The 17,206-nt window shown below is 72.9% G+C and carries 15 protein-coding genes; 10 read left to right on the top strand and 5 right to left on the bottom strand.

Going from position 1 to position 17,206, the window contains the following annotated elements:
* Positions 1-114: 114 nt before the first annotated feature.
* Complete coding sequence (locus tag ACFY2Z_RS11830) at positions 115-747, bottom strand: LysE/ArgO family amino acid transporter (RefSeq protein WP_390744014.1); 633 nt, start codon at positions 745-747, stop codon at positions 115-117.
* Between the two features lie 399 nt (positions 748-1,146).
* On the opposite strand from ACFY2Z_RS11830, the gene ACFY2Z_RS11825 reads away from it, so the two are divergent.
* Both ACFY2Z_RS11825 and ACFY2Z_RS11820 read left to right on the top strand, forming a co-directional pair.
* A complete protein-coding gene (locus ACFY2Z_RS11825; protein WP_390744013.1) occupies positions 1,147-2,355 on the top strand; it encodes a cytochrome P450 in 1,209 nt (402 codons plus the stop codon).
* Between the two features lie 13 nt (positions 2,356-2,368).
* Complete coding sequence (locus ACFY2Z_RS11820) at positions 2,369-2,599, top strand: ferredoxin (protein WP_355915892.1); 231 nt, start codon at positions 2,369-2,371, stop codon at positions 2,597-2,599.
* A gap of 369 nt (positions 2,600-2,968) precedes the next feature.
* Here ACFY2Z_RS11820 and ACFY2Z_RS11815 read toward each other — a convergent pair whose 3' ends face one another.
* The gene (locus ACFY2Z_RS11815; protein WP_390744012.1) at positions 2,969-3,523 is read right to left on the bottom strand and encodes a TetR/AcrR family transcriptional regulator; all 555 of its coding nucleotides are present in this window, start codon (positions 3,521-3,523) and stop codon (positions 2,969-2,971) included.
* A gap of 105 nt (positions 3,524-3,628) precedes the next feature.
* On the opposite strand from ACFY2Z_RS11815, the gene ACFY2Z_RS11810 reads away from it, so the two are divergent.
* The 4 genes from ACFY2Z_RS11810 (at position 3,629) to ACFY2Z_RS11795 (ending at position 8,160) form a co-directional block, all read left to right on the top strand.
* Positions 3,629-4,159 (top strand): flavoprotein, encoded by a 531-nt coding sequence (locus tag ACFY2Z_RS11810; protein ID WP_390744011.1) that lies wholly within the window; start codon positions 3,629-3,631, stop codon positions 4,157-4,159.
* A gap of 35 nt (positions 4,160-4,194) precedes the next feature.
* Entirely contained in the window at positions 4,195-5,082 is an 888-nt protein-coding gene (locus tag ACFY2Z_RS11805) for an alpha/beta fold hydrolase (RefSeq protein ID WP_390744010.1), read from the top strand.
* Between the two features lie 173 nt (positions 5,083-5,255).
* Positions 5,256-5,597: a hypothetical protein gene (locus ACFY2Z_RS11800; RefSeq protein WP_390744009.1), complete on the top strand. Its 342-nt coding sequence runs from the start codon at positions 5,256-5,258 to the stop codon at positions 5,595-5,597.
* Between the two features lie 418 nt (positions 5,598-6,015).
* The gene (locus ACFY2Z_RS11795) at positions 6,016-8,160 is read left to right on the top strand and encodes a ricin-type beta-trefoil lectin domain protein (protein ID WP_390744008.1); all 2,145 of its coding nucleotides are present in this window, start codon (positions 6,016-6,018) and stop codon (positions 8,158-8,160) included.
* Between the two features lie 18 nt (positions 8,161-8,178).
* On the opposite strand, the gene ACFY2Z_RS11790 is transcribed toward ACFY2Z_RS11795, so the two are convergent.
* Positions 8,179-10,563 (bottom strand): SpoIIE family protein phosphatase, encoded by a 2,385-nt coding sequence (locus ACFY2Z_RS11790; RefSeq protein WP_390744083.1) that lies wholly within the window; start codon positions 10,561-10,563, stop codon positions 8,179-8,181.
* A 251-nt stretch (positions 10,564-10,814) separates the two neighbouring features.
* Here ACFY2Z_RS11790 and ACFY2Z_RS11785 point away from each other — a divergent pair, with 251 nt between their 5' ends.
* The 3 genes from ACFY2Z_RS11785 to ACFY2Z_RS11775 all read left to right on the top strand — a co-directional run bounded on the left by ACFY2Z_RS11785 (position 10,815) and on the right by ACFY2Z_RS11775 (position 13,670).
* Positions 10,815-11,060 (top strand): hypothetical protein, encoded by a 246-nt coding sequence (locus tag ACFY2Z_RS11785; RefSeq protein ID WP_390744007.1) that lies wholly within the window; start codon positions 10,815-10,817, stop codon positions 11,058-11,060.
* A 3-nt stretch (positions 11,061-11,063) separates the two neighbouring features.
* Complete coding sequence (locus ACFY2Z_RS11780; RefSeq protein ID WP_390744006.1) at positions 11,064-11,441, top strand: toxin Doc; 378 nt, start codon at positions 11,064-11,066, stop codon at positions 11,439-11,441.
* Between the two features lie 537 nt (positions 11,442-11,978).
* Positions 11,979-13,670 (top strand): ricin-type beta-trefoil lectin domain protein, encoded by a 1,692-nt coding sequence (locus ACFY2Z_RS11775; RefSeq protein ID WP_390744005.1) that lies wholly within the window; start codon positions 11,979-11,981, stop codon positions 13,668-13,670.
* Between the two features lie 76 nt (positions 13,671-13,746).
* Here ACFY2Z_RS11775 and ACFY2Z_RS11770 read toward each other — a convergent pair whose 3' ends face one another.
* Both ACFY2Z_RS11770 and ACFY2Z_RS11765 read right to left on the bottom strand, forming a co-directional pair.
* Entirely contained in the window at positions 13,747-14,724 is a 978-nt protein-coding gene (locus tag ACFY2Z_RS11770; protein ID WP_390744004.1) for a 2-hydroxyacid dehydrogenase, read from the bottom strand.
* Positions 14,721-15,890: a lactate 2-monooxygenase gene (locus ACFY2Z_RS11765; RefSeq protein ID WP_390744003.1), complete on the bottom strand. Its 1,170-nt coding sequence runs from the start codon at positions 15,888-15,890 to the stop codon at positions 14,721-14,723. The genes ACFY2Z_RS11770 and ACFY2Z_RS11765 overlap by 4 nt, the downstream gene beginning before the upstream one ends.
* Positions 15,891-16,004: 114 nt before the next feature.
* Here ACFY2Z_RS11765 and ACFY2Z_RS11760 point away from each other — a divergent pair, with 114 nt between their 5' ends.
* The gene (locus ACFY2Z_RS11760) at positions 16,005-17,174 is read left to right on the top strand and encodes a PucR family transcriptional regulator (protein ID WP_390744002.1); all 1,170 of its coding nucleotides are present in this window, start codon (positions 16,005-16,007) and stop codon (positions 17,172-17,174) included.
* Positions 17,175-17,206: the final 32 nt, after the last annotated feature.

The raw sequence follows: 17,206 nt of genomic DNA, 5'->3' as shown, positions 1-17,206 counted from the left end.
CGCCGCACGGCGGACCCACCGTCCTGCCGCGCGAACGCATGCTTCGTGATTCAACACCAGTCGCGCCCGGTTTCATCCACACCACGCTTCCGGCCCGGACCCCGGATCGCGGCCTCACCCGGGACCGGTCAGCACCCGCACCGCCAGCGCCGCGATCACCGTGCTGGAGACGAGCGCCGTCACCAGTCGCCCGCGCCGCCCGGTCAGCACCCGGCCGAGCAGCGCACCGCCCCCCGCCAGCGCCAGCTGCCAGCTCGCGGACGCGGCGAACGCCGCGAGGACGAACAGCCCCTGCTCCAGCGGCCGTACGGAGTCCGTGGCGTGGCCCCCCAGCACCAGCGCGGCGAAGTAGATCACCGTGGTCGGGTTCAGCAGGGTGACGCCGAGCAGTCCCAGATACGCCCGCCCGGGTCCCGCCGGTGCCGCGCGCTCCGGGACGGCCCGCCCCTCGGAGCGGTACCGGCGCAGTGCGCCGACGGCGCCGCGCACGGCGAGGACGGCCAGCACGAGCGCGGACACCCGGCGCAGGGGGACCAGTACCGGTTGCAGGGCGGCGGCGAGGGCGGTGCCGCCGACGGTCGCCGCCAGGGCGTAGATCCCGTCGGCGGTGGCGACACCGAGCGCGGCGCACACGCCGGTGCGCAGGGACGTACGGGCGGAGAGGGAGAGGAGATAGGCCGAGACCGCTCCGACGGGTACGGCGATGCCGTATCCCGCGACCAGTCCCGCCACCAGCGCGGCGGTCACGACCGGCGCGGCGAGAGCCTCCGGGGACGGCCGGACTGCTGCTGTCGGCCCCGGCCGGAACATGCGGGGGCGAGGGACGGGGGCAGCACGGTGTCGGCGGTGAACATGCGCCGATCCTTCAGGAGCGGCGGATGCGCGGGCAAGCGAATTACCATGGTCGGTGCGGGGCGCGCGACGCGCTTCCGCAGGGTGCGGCGGTACGGGCGGCCCGCCGACGGCGACCCACGGCCCACGTCGGCCGTCTTCGCCCGGTCGCCGACGACAAGCTTCGGCCACATACGGCATCCGGCGGATCTGGCCGAACTTCGAGTGGCCCTGTAGATGCCTCGGGCATCTAATTGATGATGACCGGCAAGAGCGAATCTTCGCCCTGCGAGGTCATACATTGCGAGGTCATACATGACGAAACCCGCTGTGACCCAGTCAGAACCCGTCGCCTTCCCCCAGGACCGCACCTGCCCCTACCACCCGCCCGCCGCCTACGACCCCTTGCGCAGCGAGCGGCCCCTGACCCGCGTCACGCTCTACGACGGACGCGACGTCTGGGTGGTCACCGGCCACTCCACGGCCCGGGAGCTCCTCTCGGACCCGCGCCTGTCCTCCGACCGGAACAGGGACGCGTTCCCGGCGACCAACCCACGCTTCGCCGCCGTCCGCGACCGCAGGGTGACCCTGCTCGGCATGGACGACCCCGAGCACCGCACACAGCGCCGCATGCTGGTTCCGAACTTCACGCTCAAGCGGGTCAACGTCCTGCGCCCGCGCATCCAGGAGACCGTCGACCGGCTGCTGGACGCCGTGGAGGCGGCCGGCCCGCCGGTCGAGCTGGTGAGCGCCTTCGCGCTGCCCCTGCCGTCGATGGTGATCTGTGCGCTGCTCGGCGTCCCCTACGCCGACCACGAGTTCTTCGAGGAGCAGTCCCGCAGGCTGCTGCGCGGCCCCACCCCGGCCGACACCCAGGACGCCCGCGACCGCATGGACGCCTACCTCGGGGACCTGATCGACGCCAAGCACGAACAGCCGGGGGACGGACTGCTCGACGAGCTGATCCAAGAGCAGCTGCGCGACGGAGGACTGGACCGGTCCGAGCTGGTCTCGCTGGCCACGCTGCTGCTGATCGCCGGGCACGAGACGACCGCGAACATGATCTCCCTCGGTACGTTCACCCTGCTCCGGCACCCCGAGCAACTCGCCGAGCTGCGGGGCGACCCGGGTCTCATGTCCGCCGCGGTCGAGGAGCTGCTGCGCTTCCTGTCCATCGCCGACGGGCTGATTCGGGTGGCGACCGAGGACATCGAGGTCGCCGGGTGCACCATCCGCGCCGACGAGGGTGTGCTGTTCTCCACGTCCGTCATCAACCGGGACACCGCCGCCTTCCCCGAGCCGGATCTGCTGGACTGGCACCGCACCAACCGCCACCATGTCGCCTTCGGGTTCGGTATCCACCAGTGCCTCGGCCAGAACCTGGCGCGGGCCGAGCTGGAGCTCGCCCTGAGCACCCTGTTCGACCGGCTCCCCGGGCTGCGGCTGGCCGCCCCGCCGGAGGAGATTCCCTTCAAACCGGGCGACACGATCCAGGGGATGCTGGAACTCCCCGTGACCTGGTAAGAGGCTGTCGGCCATGACAGATGACATCTCCATCTCCATCGACAGGGACGTCTGCATCGGTGCGGGCCAGTGCGCCCTGACCGCGCCGGGCGTCTTCACCCAGGACGACGACGGCTACAGCGAGGTCCTGCCCGGCAAGGAGGACGGTGGCGGCGACCCGCTCGTGCGGGAGGCGGCACGCGCCTGTCCGGTGAGCGCCATCACCATCAGCGAGAAAGGAGTCGAGGCTTCCCGGGCGAGCTGACCCCGCTGCGGCTCCGAGTCGAGGACATCGAGGACAGCGGGGGACGCCCCAGGAGCCGTCCTCGACAGCCACCGTCGGCCCACGCGGGCCCCACCGTGACCAGGGGGTGTCTGACAATTCGCGCCGGATCAGCGCGCGGCGTCCGGCGCAGGGCGCACCTCCCGGCGGCAGCCGGGGGAGCGTCGCAATGCGGTGGATCATCCGCGTACCGGACGTACTCGGGTGATCCGGCAACGCGGCGAGCGTGCCTGGGGGCAGGGCACCTCCCAGCCGCCAGGCCGGGGGAGTCGCGTGCCCGGCGGGAATTGTCAGACACCCCCGAGCGGCGGTCCGCCGTGGTCCGGCGGTGGCGTCCGGCCTGCCGGAGCGTTACCGGTAGGCCGCCAGCAGCAGCCCCGCGGCCCGGCCCGCCTGATCGGCGGGCTCCGTGGAGGCCTCCGTGCCCGCGGTCACGATGGCGCCCTCGGCCAGCAGGAACAGCTGGTCGCCGAGGTGGGCGGGCAGCCCGGCATCGGACACCAGACCGGTCAGATACGCCCTGAAGGCCCGCTTGTGGGCGCGTACGAGAGCCAGCACCCGGGGCGATGTGGCGCCCAGCTCGCCGTACGAGTTGATCCAGGCGCAGCCGCGGAACCCGGGCTCGGCGAACCACTCCCGCAGCCAGGCGAACACGGCTTGAATGCGCTCCACGGGGTCCGTGTGCCGGTCCACGTGCTCCGTCAGCCGCTGCCGCCAGCGGACGTCACGCCGCTCCAGATAGGCCTCGACCAGCTGCTCCTTGGCGGGGAAGAGCTGGTACAGCCGCTTGAGCGACACACCTGAGGTGCCGCGGATGTCGTCCATCCCGACGCTCTGTATGCCACGGCCGTAGAACAGCTTCTCCGCCGCGTCCAGCGCCCGGTCGCGGGCGACTTCGCTGTCCATGCACGAACTCCTTCCGGGGTCCCCGACCGAGAGAACCGGCGTTCTCAACGGTAGCAGCGCCCCGGCGCACCGCATGGTGCCGGGTATGCGGCCTAGAGTGCAGGCGTGAACCAGGACGTCTCGAAACCCTTTCTGTACGTCGTCGTCTGTGCCGCGGGCGTCGCCCAGGGCGTCGGCAAACTGGTCGCGGCCGCCCTGGAGGACGGCTGGGAGGTCGGGGTCATCGCCACCCCGCTCGCCCTGCGCTTCTTCGACACCGACGATGTCGAGGCAAGGACGGGCCACCCGATCCGGTCCGCCTGGCGCGCACCGGGCGACCCCCGGCCGTTCCCGGACCCGGACGCTGTCGTCGTGGCCCCGGCCACCTTCAACACCGTCAACAAATGGGCCGCCGGGATATCCGACACTCTGGCCCTGGGCGTCCTGTGCGAGGCGTACGGGCTCGGTGTGCCGATCGCCGTCCTGCCCTGTGTGAGCGAGGCGCTGGCGGCCCATCCCGCCTACCGCGCCAGCCTCGAACGGCTGGGCGGCATGGGGGTCCGGTTCGGGGACCCGTACGCCGGAGAGACGGACGAGGACGGCGGGCGTCCCGAGTTCCGGTGGGAGCGAGCCCTGGACCTGCTCCGTCAGCGCTGAGAGCGGAGACCGCCGCGGCGCTCTACTGTCGTTGCATGACCGGAGACCGCTTCGTGCCGGCCGTGCACGACCACGGCGGAGAAGGGCCGCCCCTGCTGCTCCTGCACGGTGCCGGACGCACACTCGCCGACTGGGCCGCCGTCGCACCCCTGCTGGTACCGCACCACCGGGTGGTGGCCATGGATCTGCGCGGCCACGGTCACTCGCCCTCCGGCCCGTGGCGCCTGCCCGAGGTGCTCGCGGACATCGAGGAGGTTCTCGCGGTCCACGGGATCCCCGACGCCCTTCCCGTAGGGCACTCCCTCGGTGGCATGCTCGCCGTGCGGTACGCGCTGGAGCACCCGGACGTCACCCCCGGCGCGGTGAACCTCGACGGATTCGGCTGGGGGCGCCCGGACCAGTACGTGGGTCTCGACCCGGACCATGTCGTACAACGCCTCGGCCAACTCAGGGAGTTGAGCATCGCCGCCCAGAAGAGGGAACTGCCCGCGGACGGGCTCAGAGGCCTGCTCGCCGAGGAGCGCGTGATCTCCGAACAACTGGGCATTCCCTATGAGTTGCTCGAGGCCGGTGTGCTGCGCTCGGTGCGGGAGCGGGACGACGGGATCCTGGAGCTGCGCCCCGGCCGGAGCGAGATGCTGCAGATGTGCGCGGTGATCGACTCCCTCGACCTCTTCGCCCTCTTCCGCAGGATGACCGCTCCGCTGCTGCTCGTCCGCGCCCGGCGGCAGGTGCCCCGCGTTCCGGGTCTGGACTGGTTCGACCACATGAGGGCCGCCTACGCCAAGGGGCTCGCCCGGGACCTGGCCGCGCTGGCCGAGGAGCGGCCGAACGTCACGGTCACCCCTGTCGACGCCACGCACGCCATGCTGCTGGAGAACCCCCGGGCGGTCGCCGAGGCGATCCTCGACTTCGCCTCCTGAGGGCCTTGGCCCGGTGCGGGCCGGCGGCGAACTCTGTGCCGCACGGGCCCACGCCCTCTCGGTCGACGGTACGGTCTCACCGTCCGACTGTCCTGGCGGCCTTCGGTGGTGGGTTCCCGGCCGACGGGCGGTTCGCCTCGGTCAGTGCGCGCGCGGTCGACCAGGCCGTCGATGTGGTCCGATGTCAGTGGTCCGACGCCGAACAGCACCCGGCGGCCCCCACCGGCGCCGACCTCGCCAAGGCGACGGTCCGACTCGGCTTCGGGCCCGTCCCCGGGCCGATGGCGGCGTTGATCCACCTCACGGAGGTGCTCGTCCACGGGGTGGACCGGGCGACAGCCGTCGGCCGCACGGCCGTCGTCGACCAGCGGCTGTGCGAGGACCTGCTCGCGCACATACGGCGCCCCGGTATGGACGCGTTCCGCAGGCCCGGAATGTTCGGGCCGGAGAATCCGGCCGCGGAGGGCGCGGCGGCGCACGTGCGACTGCCGGCGTTCCTCGGGCGGCAGGTCTGAGACGGAAACGGGTGCGTCGCCGGTGGCGGCGCACCCGCCGGGCGCTCACCGCTCGGCACAGCGCCGGACCGCCGGATGAATTTCCGGGAGAGCGAAGCGGACAACCCGGTATTTCCAACGCCGATTCCCGTTCTACTGACTTTCTGTCAACTCACCGGCGGCGCACAGGAATGCAAAACTGAGGACCTGTCTTGTTCGTGCTCGGCGACCTGTGCAAAAGTGTCACTGTCGGCGCGCGGACCATTCCCTTTATCGCAGCGCGGCCGACGTTGTCGTGCACCGTCCGCTTCACCGGAGCTGCCTCGGGCGAGTGTTCGATATGCCGGATAATCCTCAGGGCACTTCCCCATGCGTGATCGGTCGGGTGGTGCCTCCATTGGTATGTACTAAAGAACTTCCGTGCGGGCTTTGGAGGAACGTGGACGCGCAAGGCGGGGCTCAGCGGAATTCCCCGGACTCCTTCCCGTCGTACGACGCTACGGACGAACAGCTCGCCGCCGAGCTGAAGAAGTCCGCCGGCAAGAGGCCCGTGCACCATCCGGTCGGCGAACTGCTCGGCCGCCACTGGGAGGCCGCCTACTCCTACGCCCGGTTGTGCACGGACGGCGCCCACCCCGCCGGAATGCTCACCACGGCGGCATTCACCCGGCTCTTCGAGGACTCCGCCCGGCAGGGCGGGCCCACGGCCGCGTGGCGGCCCCACCTGCTCGTCACCATCCGGCGTCTCGCGGGGGAGTGGCTCACCGACCACCGGCACGCCCTGCTGCACCCCGACCTCCGCTCCGACCCCGCGAGTGGCGAGCGTGCCGCGGTGCGGCTGCTGCCCCCCGAGACCCGTCGACTGGTGTCGCGTGCCTTCCAGCGGCTCCCCGAGCCCGCCCGCTGTCTGCTGTGGCACACCGAGGTCGAACACGATGAACTCGCCGTCCCCGCCGCGCTGTTGGGTCTGGGGACGGCCGACGCCGCGGTACGGGTGGACCGCGCGCGTGAGCAGTTGCGCGAGGGGTGTCTGGACGTCCACCGCGAGTCCGCCCCCGACGGGGAGTGCCGTCGCTATGCGGGCCTGCTGGACGCCTCCCTGCGCCGGGAGGACGGCGTGCTCGATCCCGACCTGCGCCGTCATGTCGACGGCTGCATCCACTGCCACCACGCCGCCGAGCAGTTGGAGGGCTTCCACCGGCGCCTTCCGCTGCTGCTCGCGGAGGGCGTGCTCGGCTGGGGTGCGCAGGCCTACCTGGAGACGAAGAACGAGCCCGGCGCGGGGTCCACGCCACCGGCACCGCCCGTGATGTCCCTCGTCGGCGGGGAACCCCTGGTCGGCGGGGAACCCCTGGTCGGTGGGGAACCCTTGGTCGGTGGGGAACCCTTGGTCGGCGGGGAACCCCTGGTCGGTGGGGAACCCTTGGTCGGTGGCGAGCCTCCGGTCGGTGGGCAACCCCTCGTCGGTGGCGAACCCCTCGTCGGCGGGGAGCCGCTGGTCGACCCGGCCGACGGACGCCCCCGGGCCACCACCGCAGCCGACCCCATGGCCTCCGCCGGCCCGGCCGTTCCCGGTGCTCAGGGCGCCCCCGCGACGGACGGCCCGGACAGCGACGCCACCATGCCGGCCGCCGCAGGCCGGCGCTCCGCCAACAGGCGCAAGACCCCCCGGCGTTCGCCGCGTCGCCGGCAACTCACCCTCGCCGTGGCCACGGTGAGCGCGCTCGTCCTCATACCGCTGGCCGTGTGGTCCGGCGCGAGGTCGGGCGGGGGCGCCGCGACCGGCAAGGGCACGCCGTCCCGTGTGCCCAGCCCGGGAGCGTCGAGCGGCTCCGGATCGCCCTCCCTGATCGGCGCCGCCGCCGATGTGCCCACCGGCGCCTTCGAGGGCCGGCTGCGCGACGAGGACAGCGGTCTGTGCATCGGCCTCGGCCAGGACAAGGCGGTCGTCGGCGCCGAGGCCGTGCTCCTGTCCTGCGCGTCCTCCGTGACCCAGCAGTGGGCCTACGAGACCGACGGACTGCTGCGCAGCGTCGCCGCACCGGATCTGTGCCTCGACTCCCATCTCGGCTACTCGGTCCAACTCGTCGCCTGCGCGGGGGCCACGGGGTCCGCGGCGAAGAACGTCCGCTACGACTTCACCCTCCAGGGCGCGCTGGTACCGCGCTTCGACCAGGACCTGGCCCTGACCCCCGCCTCCTCCTCCCGAGGTGCCTCGCTCGTACTCAAGCCGCGGACCGGGGACGACACCCAGCGCTGGCATGCGGACATCTCGAACACGCTCCGGATGCAGACGGCCGACTGGGGCGCCGTGGCCTCACCGACGCCCACGGCGGCGCACGACGCCGAGCCGTCCCGCGCGGCGGCCCCGGCGAGCGCGAGCACACCGTCGCGGACCGCCGCCCCGAGCGCGAGCGCATCGGCGAGGGACCGGCCCCTCTCCGGGAGCGAGGGCGGCTGCTCGGGCCCGTACTGCCCGCCGGACGGCGCGAGCGGCGGGGGCGGCCACGGTGGCTGGGGCGGGCACCACGGCTGGAGCGGGAACCACGGCTGGGATCCGTCCGGGGGCCGAGACGGCCACTGACCGGGACCGGCCGCCGCCTCACTGCACCAGACTCAGCTCGGCCCAGATGACCTTGCCCTCGGTGGTGTGGCGGCTGCCCCAGCGCTGGGCGAGCTGAGCCACCAGCAGCAGACCGCGACCGCCCTCGTCGTAGGTCCGCGCCCGGCGCAGATGCGGGGCGGTGAGGCTGCCGTCGGACACCTCGCAGATCAGCGTGGTGGCGTCATGGATCAGCCGCAGCCGGATCGGACGTTCGCCGTAGCGGATGGCGTTGGTGACCAGCTCGCTGACCACCAGCTCGGCGGTGAACGCGGCCTCGGTCATCCGCCACACCTCCAGCCGCCCCACGACCTGCCTGCGGACCGTGGCGACCAGTGCCGGATCGGAGGGGATCTCCCAGGTCTGCACCTGCGCGGAGGGCAGCCCATGGGTGCGGGCGAGCAACAGGGCCACATCGTCCGGAACACCGCCCGCGGGCAGCAGGGTGTGCAGGATCCGGTCGCAGGTGTCGTCCAGCGAGCCCCGACCGGCGGAGGATCCGGCGAGGGTCGAGCACAGCAGCCGGTGGTTCGTGTCGATGTCACGCTCACGGCTCTCGATCAGCCCGTCCGTGTACAGCCCGAGCACCGTGCCCTCGGGCAGGTCGACCTCGGTGGATTCGAAGGGCAGCCCGCCGAGTCCCAGGGGCGGCCCGCCCGGCAGTTCGATCTGCTGGGCCGCCTGGCCCGGCGGCACCATCACCGGGGCGGGATGGCCCGCCCGCGCGAGCGTGCACCGACGCGAGACCGGGTCGTAGACCGCGTACAGGCAGGTGGCACCCACCTCACCGGTCGGGCCCTCGAGCCCCGTCTCCTGGGACATGCGTATGACGAGATCGTCGAGCTGGGTGAGCAGTTCCTCCGGCGCCAGATCGATGTCGGCGAGCGTCCGCACGGCGGTGCGCAGCCGCCCCATGGTGGCGGAGGCCTGGACACCGTGCCCGACCACGTCGCCGACCACCATGGCGATCCGCATCCCGGACAGCGGGATCACGTCGAACCAGTCGCCGCCCACACCCGCGCGGGCCGCGGGCAGATAGCGGGAGGCCGCCTCCAGCGCGGCGGTGGACGGCAGACTGCGGGGCAGCAGACTGCGCTGGAGCGCGAGTGCCGTCTCGCGCTCGCGTTCGAACCGCCGGGCGTTGTCGATGCAGACGGCGGCCCGCGCGGTGATCTCCTCGGCGATCAGCACATCGTCCGGAGTGAAGGGGTCCGACCGCCGGAACCGTCGCAGCACGGCCACCCCGAACGTCCCGCCGCGGGCCTGGATGGGGACCGACATCGTGGAGTGCACGCCGAGTTCGCGGACGCGTCTGCCGCGGTCCCGGTCCCATTCGAGCCACTCGGTGAGCGTCGTGGCGAGATTGGTGGCCACCATCGTCCGGCCGGCCACCAGCGAGGACGCCTGCGGGGACGACGCGGGGTACCGGCCGACCTGGCCGGGCTCGATCAGTGCCTCCGGGCAGCCCGGGGTGATCGACTGATGGGCGGCGCGGCACAGCGTGACCGGCGGGGTGACCGAGGAGGGCCCCGGCCGGGACCCGTCGCCCGGTGGCTCCAGCAGATCGACGCTGACGAAGTCGGCGAGCGCGGGCACGCACACATCGGCCAGCTCCTGTGCCGTTCGGGTCACGTCGAGGGTGGTCCCGATGCGGACGCTGGCCTCGTTGACCAACTGCAGCCGCTCCCGCGCCAGATACTGCTCGGTGAAGTCGTGCGCGGTGACACACACGCCGCGCACCCGGCCGTGGTCGTCGACCAGCGGCGCGAACCGGGACAGCCAGGCATGCGCCAGACTCTCGCCGCCGCTGCGCCGGCGTGTCTGCACATCCCGGCTCCGGCCGGTCTCCAGGACCTCGCGGGCCTCGCTCTCCAGATCCTCGCTCTCGGGTCTGCCGCTGATCTCCGTCAGCCGCAGACCGCGGATCCGCTCCCGCGGGAGTCCCACCAGGTCCGCCATCGCCTCGTTGCACGCGTACAGCCGCAGGTTCCCGTCGAAGACGGCGAGGGCGCAGGGCGACCAGTTCAGTGCCGTGCGGAGCGGCCGGTCGTCCTCCAGCAGGCGGTCCAGGTCGCCGAGCGGGGTGACGACCAGCCATGCGCCGCCGTGCTCCTGCGGACGATGATGGCCCAGCAGCCACATCGGCAGGGTGCCGCCGTCGTGGTGACGCAGCTGCACCGTGCCGCTCCAGCGGGTACCGTCCGGCTCGGCTCGCGGTACCGGGCTGCCCGGGACGAGCAACTCCGCGGCGGGGCGGCCCTCGGCCTCCCCGGGCGCATACCCCAGCAGTCGGCGTGCGTCCTCGTTCCAGTGCATCAGGATGCCGTTGTCGTCGATGACTGCCCGAGCCGTGGCGGCTTCGCCTGGAGGATGGACCGGGCTCATCGCCACTCCCTTGCGCACACTCTCGGTGAACAAGTGCATCGCTCGTGTTCCAGCCTAGTCCGTGGCCGGAATACACACCCCCGAAGCCGACGGCCGGGAGAGCGGCGGCGGGTCGACCGGCTCGCCGGTCCGCCCGCCCCATCCCGTCCCCGCCCGTTCGACGGGCCGCTCACCTGCTTCCGGTACCTCTCTAACCCTCTTCCCACCTGCGGCTATTTACCGCCGAGTACCCGAGAGGTACCGTGTGGGGCATGCCAGCCCTCAACGTGGAGTTCAGTGATCGGGAGCTAGCGGACCTGCGACGGATCGCCAAGGAGCGCGGTACGTCGATGAAGGCCCTGGTACGCGAGGCAGCCGCGGCCGACATCGCGCGGCATCGGGCCCTGCAGGAGGGCGCCGAGGCGTTCCGCCGGTTCTTCGAGGGGCACGCGGACGAGTTCGCTGCGGCCTTCCCCGAGGACGAGCCGCCCACGAGGAGTGAGGGGCAGGACGCCTGACCCATGGCCGCCGTCCTCCATGTCGATGTGCCATGGCTGCTGCAGCGCCATGAAGAGGTCCTTCCCGACCAGCCCGTCATCAACGACTTCTCCGCGTTGGTCGCCGCGGTCGCCCGCCACCGTGTGGACCCACCCCGTCTCGGTGTGGACTCCGATCCGGCCTGGCGCGCCGCCGCCCTGCTGCACACGCTGACCCTGCTCAAGCCGCTGCCGTCGGCGAACGCGCGCTTCGCCTGTGCCACGGCGGTCGCGTACATGTTCGTCAGCGGTGTCGGCATCGATCCGCCGTACGGCGCCCTGGTCGACCTCGCGCGCGATCTCATCTCCGGCAAGACCGATGTCTACGGGGCGGCGGACCGGCTGCGATCCTGGCAGATCTGACCTACGGCCTTCCCGCAGGAAAGCCGTCACCCGCGCCCCGGGGAATGCCGGCGCGCGGGGCTCGGGGAATGCCGGTGTGCCGGTGTGGGGAATGCCCGTACTCGACGGTGTGGGCAATGCCCGTACTCGAGGCCGCAGGCATTGTCGGCGGGTGCGGTGCGGGGATTACCGGCACCCGGGGCCGGGGATCGGCGGTACTTGGGCCACGGGTGCGCCGAAAGCCGGTGCGAACGCGCCGAGTTGCCGACCCGACCCGCCCTGGTTTTTCCCTGATACCGATGTTGTTCAAGCGCCTTGTTGGCCCTGAGCGACCTGTGCGAAGGTGACCTTCGCGCGCAGGGGCCATGGCCGCTCGGAATCGCCGCTCTCCGTTTTGGGCCGCCGGCGAGCTCACAAAGCTCATCACCCGGCGGCCGTCGTGCGGCATTCCCCGCGCCGTGTACCCGGCGCCCCCGCCGCGATGGTCCCCACACGCCAGGGCCCTTTCGGCGACCCGAACCCCGTGTGCCGCCTTGTGCCTTGGAAGGAACCCGCTCAGTGCACACCCCCCACCCCCCGCGTCCGTCCCGTCCTCCGCGCCGCCCCGGCCTGACCCTCGGGGAATCCGACGAGGTCCTGGCCTCCCGGCTCAGGGGCCGGCCCGTGGGCGAGGTCCCCGAGCCCGTCGCGCTGCTGATGGCGCGGCACTGGCAGCCCGCGCACGAGTACGCGGTCATCTGCCTCGCCTCCTCGGCGGACATCGCCTCGATGGTCACCGCCACCGCCTTCCACCGGATCCTCGGCCAGCTCATGCGTTCCGCGTCCGCGGGCGCGTTGCGGCCCCGGATTCTGGTGGCGGTACGGGACACGGTCGGGGACTGGGCCGCCGACGAACGGATATCGGAGGTGCTGCGCGAGCTGAGAAAGCCGGCGGGGGGCCGGGGCATGCGCGCGGCGAAGTCCCTGACTCCCGAGAACCGCGTCCTCGCCCGGCGCGCCTTCGAGGCGCTTCCCGAACTCGACCAGTGCCTGCTGTGGCACATCGAGGTCGAGGCCGAGGACGTGTTCGTCCCGGCGGCTCTGCTGGGCATGACCCCCGGGGCCGCGGCGGGAGCGCTGGAGCAGGCCCGTGATCAGTTCCGGGCCGGCTGTGTACGGGCCCACCGGGAACTGGCCCCGACCGACGAATGCCGCTTCCACAACCGACTCCTCGACGTCCCTCTGCGCCGCGGCGGCGCGCTGTTGCCCGATGTGCAGCAGCACCTCTTCGAGTGCCCCTACTGCCGCTCCGCCGCGGAGCAGCTGAGCCATTTCGAGGGCGGGCTCGGCGGACTTCTCGCTGAAGCTGTCCTCGGCTGGGGAGCACGCCGCTATCTCGACTCCCGGCCCGGCCGCACGCCGTCCCGGGCCGCCGCCCGGACCGGGGCGGGCCCCGGCGGCAGACACGCGGGCGGCGGGCGCCGCCGCCTGCTGTCCCGGATCCCCCCGCAAGGTCGCCGATTCCTGGCGGACGAGCGGAACACCAGGGCACTGCTGACCGGGGTCGGCGTCACCGCCGCCGTCGCCCTCGCCTCCCTCCTGGTGGCCGGCGTGTGGTCGGACGACGGTGGCGCCGACCCCGTCGCCTCCACCAGCGCGAGCGGCAGGACCGGGACGCTCTCGGCCGGTCCCGACTCCGCGCCACCGCCCGGCGCCGCCGGACAGTCCGTCGCCCCGCAGCGGACCCGGCTGCGCAATGTCGCCGCGGGCCTCTGCCTGGACGTCCGCGGCACGGTCCGGGCCGGCGCGGAGACCCGGCTCGCGGCGTGCACGACGGCGTGGACCCAGCAGTGGTCGTACGAGGGCGACGGTCTGCTGCGCAGTGTCGCCGACCCGGGTCTCTGCCTCGACTCCCGTGCCACCGACGGGGTCGTGAAGCTCGCCCAGTGCGTCGACGCGGGCGAGGCGGGCGCCGACGACGTCCGCTACGACCTCACCGTGCGGGGCGAGTTGCTGCCGCGCAGGGCCGAGAACCTCGCCGTCGCACCCGCGAGCACCGACCCCGACACCGATGTCGTCGTCAAGGCCCGCGACGGCTCCGACACCCAGCGGTGGACGACCGACGGCCGGTCGGCGGCGCCCCGGTCGCTGTCCGTCGCCGGGACGGACGAGCAGCCGACCACCCCGGTCCCGCGTGGTTCCGGTCCCGCGCGGGCCCAGTCCCCGCGCTCGACCGCGCTCTCGCCGGCCCGACGGACGACGACGTTCTGAACGCCCCGGCACCGGCGGGCACGCCGCTCCGCCCGCCGGGCCGTGGCAACCCCCACGACCCGACCCTGACACTCCGTCAGGAGACGGTGTCCCGGGGCTCCTTCCCGGCCAGGAAGTCGGCCGCGTTCTGCACGGCCGCCAGGGCGATCCGCACCAGGGTCTCCCGGGTGACCCCGGCGACATGCGGGGACAGCACCACGTTCGGTGCCCTGAGCACCCGGAGGGCCGCGGTGGGCGGTTCGGGGTCGAAGACGTCGAGGCCCGCCCCGGCCAGCGCGCCCCGCTCCAGTGCGTCCGCCAGGGCGTCCTGGTCGATGAGGGCGCCCCGCGCCGTGTTGATCACGAACGCGGTCGGTTTCAGCAGGGCAAGGCGGTCTGCGTCGAGCAGATGCCGGGTCTCCTCCGTGAGCGGCGCGTGCAGCGTCACATAGTCGGATGTGCGCAGCAGTTCGTCGAGGGGGACATGGCGCGCCCCGCCGAGCCGGGCCTCCGTCGCCGCGTCCACGCCCTCGGGTCCCGCGTACAGGATCCTCATGTCGAAGGCGACCGCGCGCTGCGCGACCTCCAGGCCGATATGGCCGAGTCCGACGATGCCGAGGGTCTTGCCGGACAGCTCGGTGATGGACTGCTGCAGCCGCGGCAGCGCCCAGTCGGCGTCGACGAGCGCGGTGTGCGCCGGCACCAACTGTTTGGCCAGGGCGAGCATGAGCGCGAAGGTCTGCTCGGCCACGTTCTGCTTCTCCGCGCCGCTGGAGCCGATGTTGCACACGGGCACGTCGTGGGCGCGGGCCGCGTCCAGGTCGACGTAGTCGAAGCCATGGCTAGCACACTGGACGAGTTCCAACTCCGGTGCGGCAGCGATGTGTTCGGCCGTGACCGGGGCGAGGCCCGTGACGATCACGTGCGCCGCGCGCAGCGCCGCCGGGTCCTCGTCGGTCCGCTCCACCACGGTGACGTTCGCCTCGCCGGGGAAGACGGCGGAGAGCGTGGCGCCTGCCGTGCGCCCGCCGACGTGGGGCGAGATGACGGCCAGCACGTTCTTGAGGTCGGTCATGAGGTCTCCTCGATCAGATCGGCGGGGCCGAGGGTGGTGGGGCGGGCGTGCCCGGACAGGGCGAGCGTGAGGTCGAACTCGGCGAGCAGACAGCGGATGACGTGCTCGACACCCGCCTGGCCGTCGAGCCCCAGTCCATAGGCGTACGGCCGTCCCACGAGCACCGAGCGCGCGCCCAGCGCGAGCGCCTTGAAGATGTCGTCGCCGGTGCGTATCCCGCTGTCGAACAGCACGGTGAGCCGGTCCCCGACCGCCTCCACCACCCGCGGCAGCGCGTCCGCGGCGGCCACGGAACCCGCCACCTGCCGGCCGCCGTGGTTGGAGACCACCACGCCGTCCATCCCCGCGTCGAGGGCCCGCCGGGCGTCGTCCGGGTGCAGGATGCCCTTCAGCACGATGGGCCCGTCCCAGTTCTCCCGCAGGAACGCCAGGTCCGGCCAGGTCTTGCCGGGGTCCGCGAACATGCCCACGAAGTGCAGCACGGCGGCGTCGGGGTCCTCGTGCACCGGCTTCGCCAGGCCAGCCTGGAACGCCGGGTCGGTGAAGTAGTTGGCGGTGCCCACCCCGTGCAGGAAGGGCAGATACGCCTGGTCCAGGTCCCGGGGCCGCCAGGCCAGCAACGGTGTGTCCAGCGTGACGAACAGGGCCGTGAACCCGGCCGCCTTCGCCCGGGCCAGGAAGCTGCGGGTGACCTCGCGGTCCTTGGCCCAGTACAGCTGGAACCAGCGCTCTCCGTCCCCCGACGCCTCGGCCACCTGCTCCATCGGCGTACTGGAGGCCGAGGACAGGATGTACGGCACACCCTGTGCCGCGGCGGCCCGTGCAGCCGCGGACTCCGCGTCCGGGTGCATGATCGACAGCACGCCGACCGGCGCCAGGGCCAGCGGAGCGGGCAGCGGCCGCCCCAGCACCTCGACGGACAGATCCCGTTCGTGGACGTCCCGCAGCATGCGCGGCACGATCCGGCGGCGCTCCAGCGCGGCCCGGTTGGCCCGTGCGGTGCTGCCGTTGCCCGCACTGCCCGCCACATAGCCGACCGGTCCCGGCCCGAGCCGCTGCTCGGTCAGCTCCTCCAGCCGGGTCAGATCGGTGGGCAGCCGCGGCACGGCGCCCGTCATGCCGTTCAGATAGATCTCGTACTGGAAGTCCGCCCAGTGCCGTGTCATCCCGTGCGCTCCGCCTCTCGTCCCTGAGACCGCGTGGTGTGGCGACGATCCTTGCGACCCTGACAAGTTCCGTCCACCGTGGTGCACACAACGCACGGCTGTCATCATCACCCTGTGATAAACCAGCCCCTGCCGTCCCGCAGCCGCGTCCGGGACGAGATCCTCGCCGACCGGCGGGTCGTGGAGGGGGTCGTCGCCGCCGTCCACGCCCAGGTGCCGGTCTATGCCGCGCTGGACGACGGAAGGCTGACGGAGGTGCGCGCCATCGCCGCCTGGGGGGTCGACCGGCTGCTGCAGCTGTGGGCCACCGACGGCACGCTGGCCCCCGCCGACCTGCGCCGCTTCCGCGGCATCGCGGCGGCCCGCGCGGCCGACGGCCGGCCCGTACAGGCGGTGCTGCGCGCCTACCGGGTGGCGGCGACCGTCCTGACCGACGAGGTCGCCGCCCGGGCCGGGGACCTCACGCCGGCGGACGGCTTCGCACTCGCCCGTGTCCTGCTCACGGCACTGGACACGCTGTCCGAGGTGGTGGCCACGGCCTATGCGGCCACCACCGAGGACCTCGCCGGGGACCGCGACCGGGCCCTGCGGCTGCTGCTCGACGATCTGATCGCGGGACGGCACGCCTCGGCGGGAGCGCTGACGGACCGCTCGGCGCGGCTGGGCGTCCACATCCCCGACCCCTACTGCCTGCTGGTGGCCGAGCCGACGACCGAGGGCGGCCCCGACATGTCGTACGAGGCGGCCGCGGGCCTGCTCGCCGCGCTCGGCGACGGCGGTGTGTCACTGTCGACCGTCCGCGGCTCCCGGGCCGTGCTGCTGCTGCCCCAGGCTGCGGGCCGGCGGGCGCCGGCCGCCCTCGACGAGCGGGCCTGGCGGGCCTGCGTGATCACCGGGGAGGGCCTGGACCGCGTCGCCGTGGCCCACCGGCTCGCCGCCGACGCCCTCGACACGGCACCCTCGCACGCCCACCGTCCCGGCCGGGTGCTCACGGACGCCGACGCCCATATCCTCGCCCTGCTCGCCGGGCACCCGGCCGCCACCCCGGATCACATCGCCCACCTGGTCCTCGGCCCGCTGACCGAGCCGGACCAGCGCCATCTGCTCCAGGCCCTGACCGCGTACATCGAGGCGGGGTCGGCCACCGCCGCGGCCCGCGCGCTCCATCTGCACCCGCAGTCGCTACGCTACCGGTTGCGCCGGATCCACGCCCTGACCTCCCGCGATCCGCGCGATCCGTGGCAGCGCCTGACCCTGGACCTCGCCCGTACGATCAGGACCTGATCCGGCGTCATGCGCCGAACCGCACCGCCGGC

The sequence above is a fragment of the Streptomyces sp. NPDC001222 genome (assembly GCF_042896945.1).
In the GTDB taxonomy this organism is placed as follows: Bacteria; Actinomycetota; Actinomycetes; order Streptomycetales; family Streptomycetaceae; genus Streptomyces; species Streptomyces gibsoniae.
Note: the sequence above shows the minus strand (reverse complement) of the source record. Positions and strands in the feature narration are given on the sequence as shown.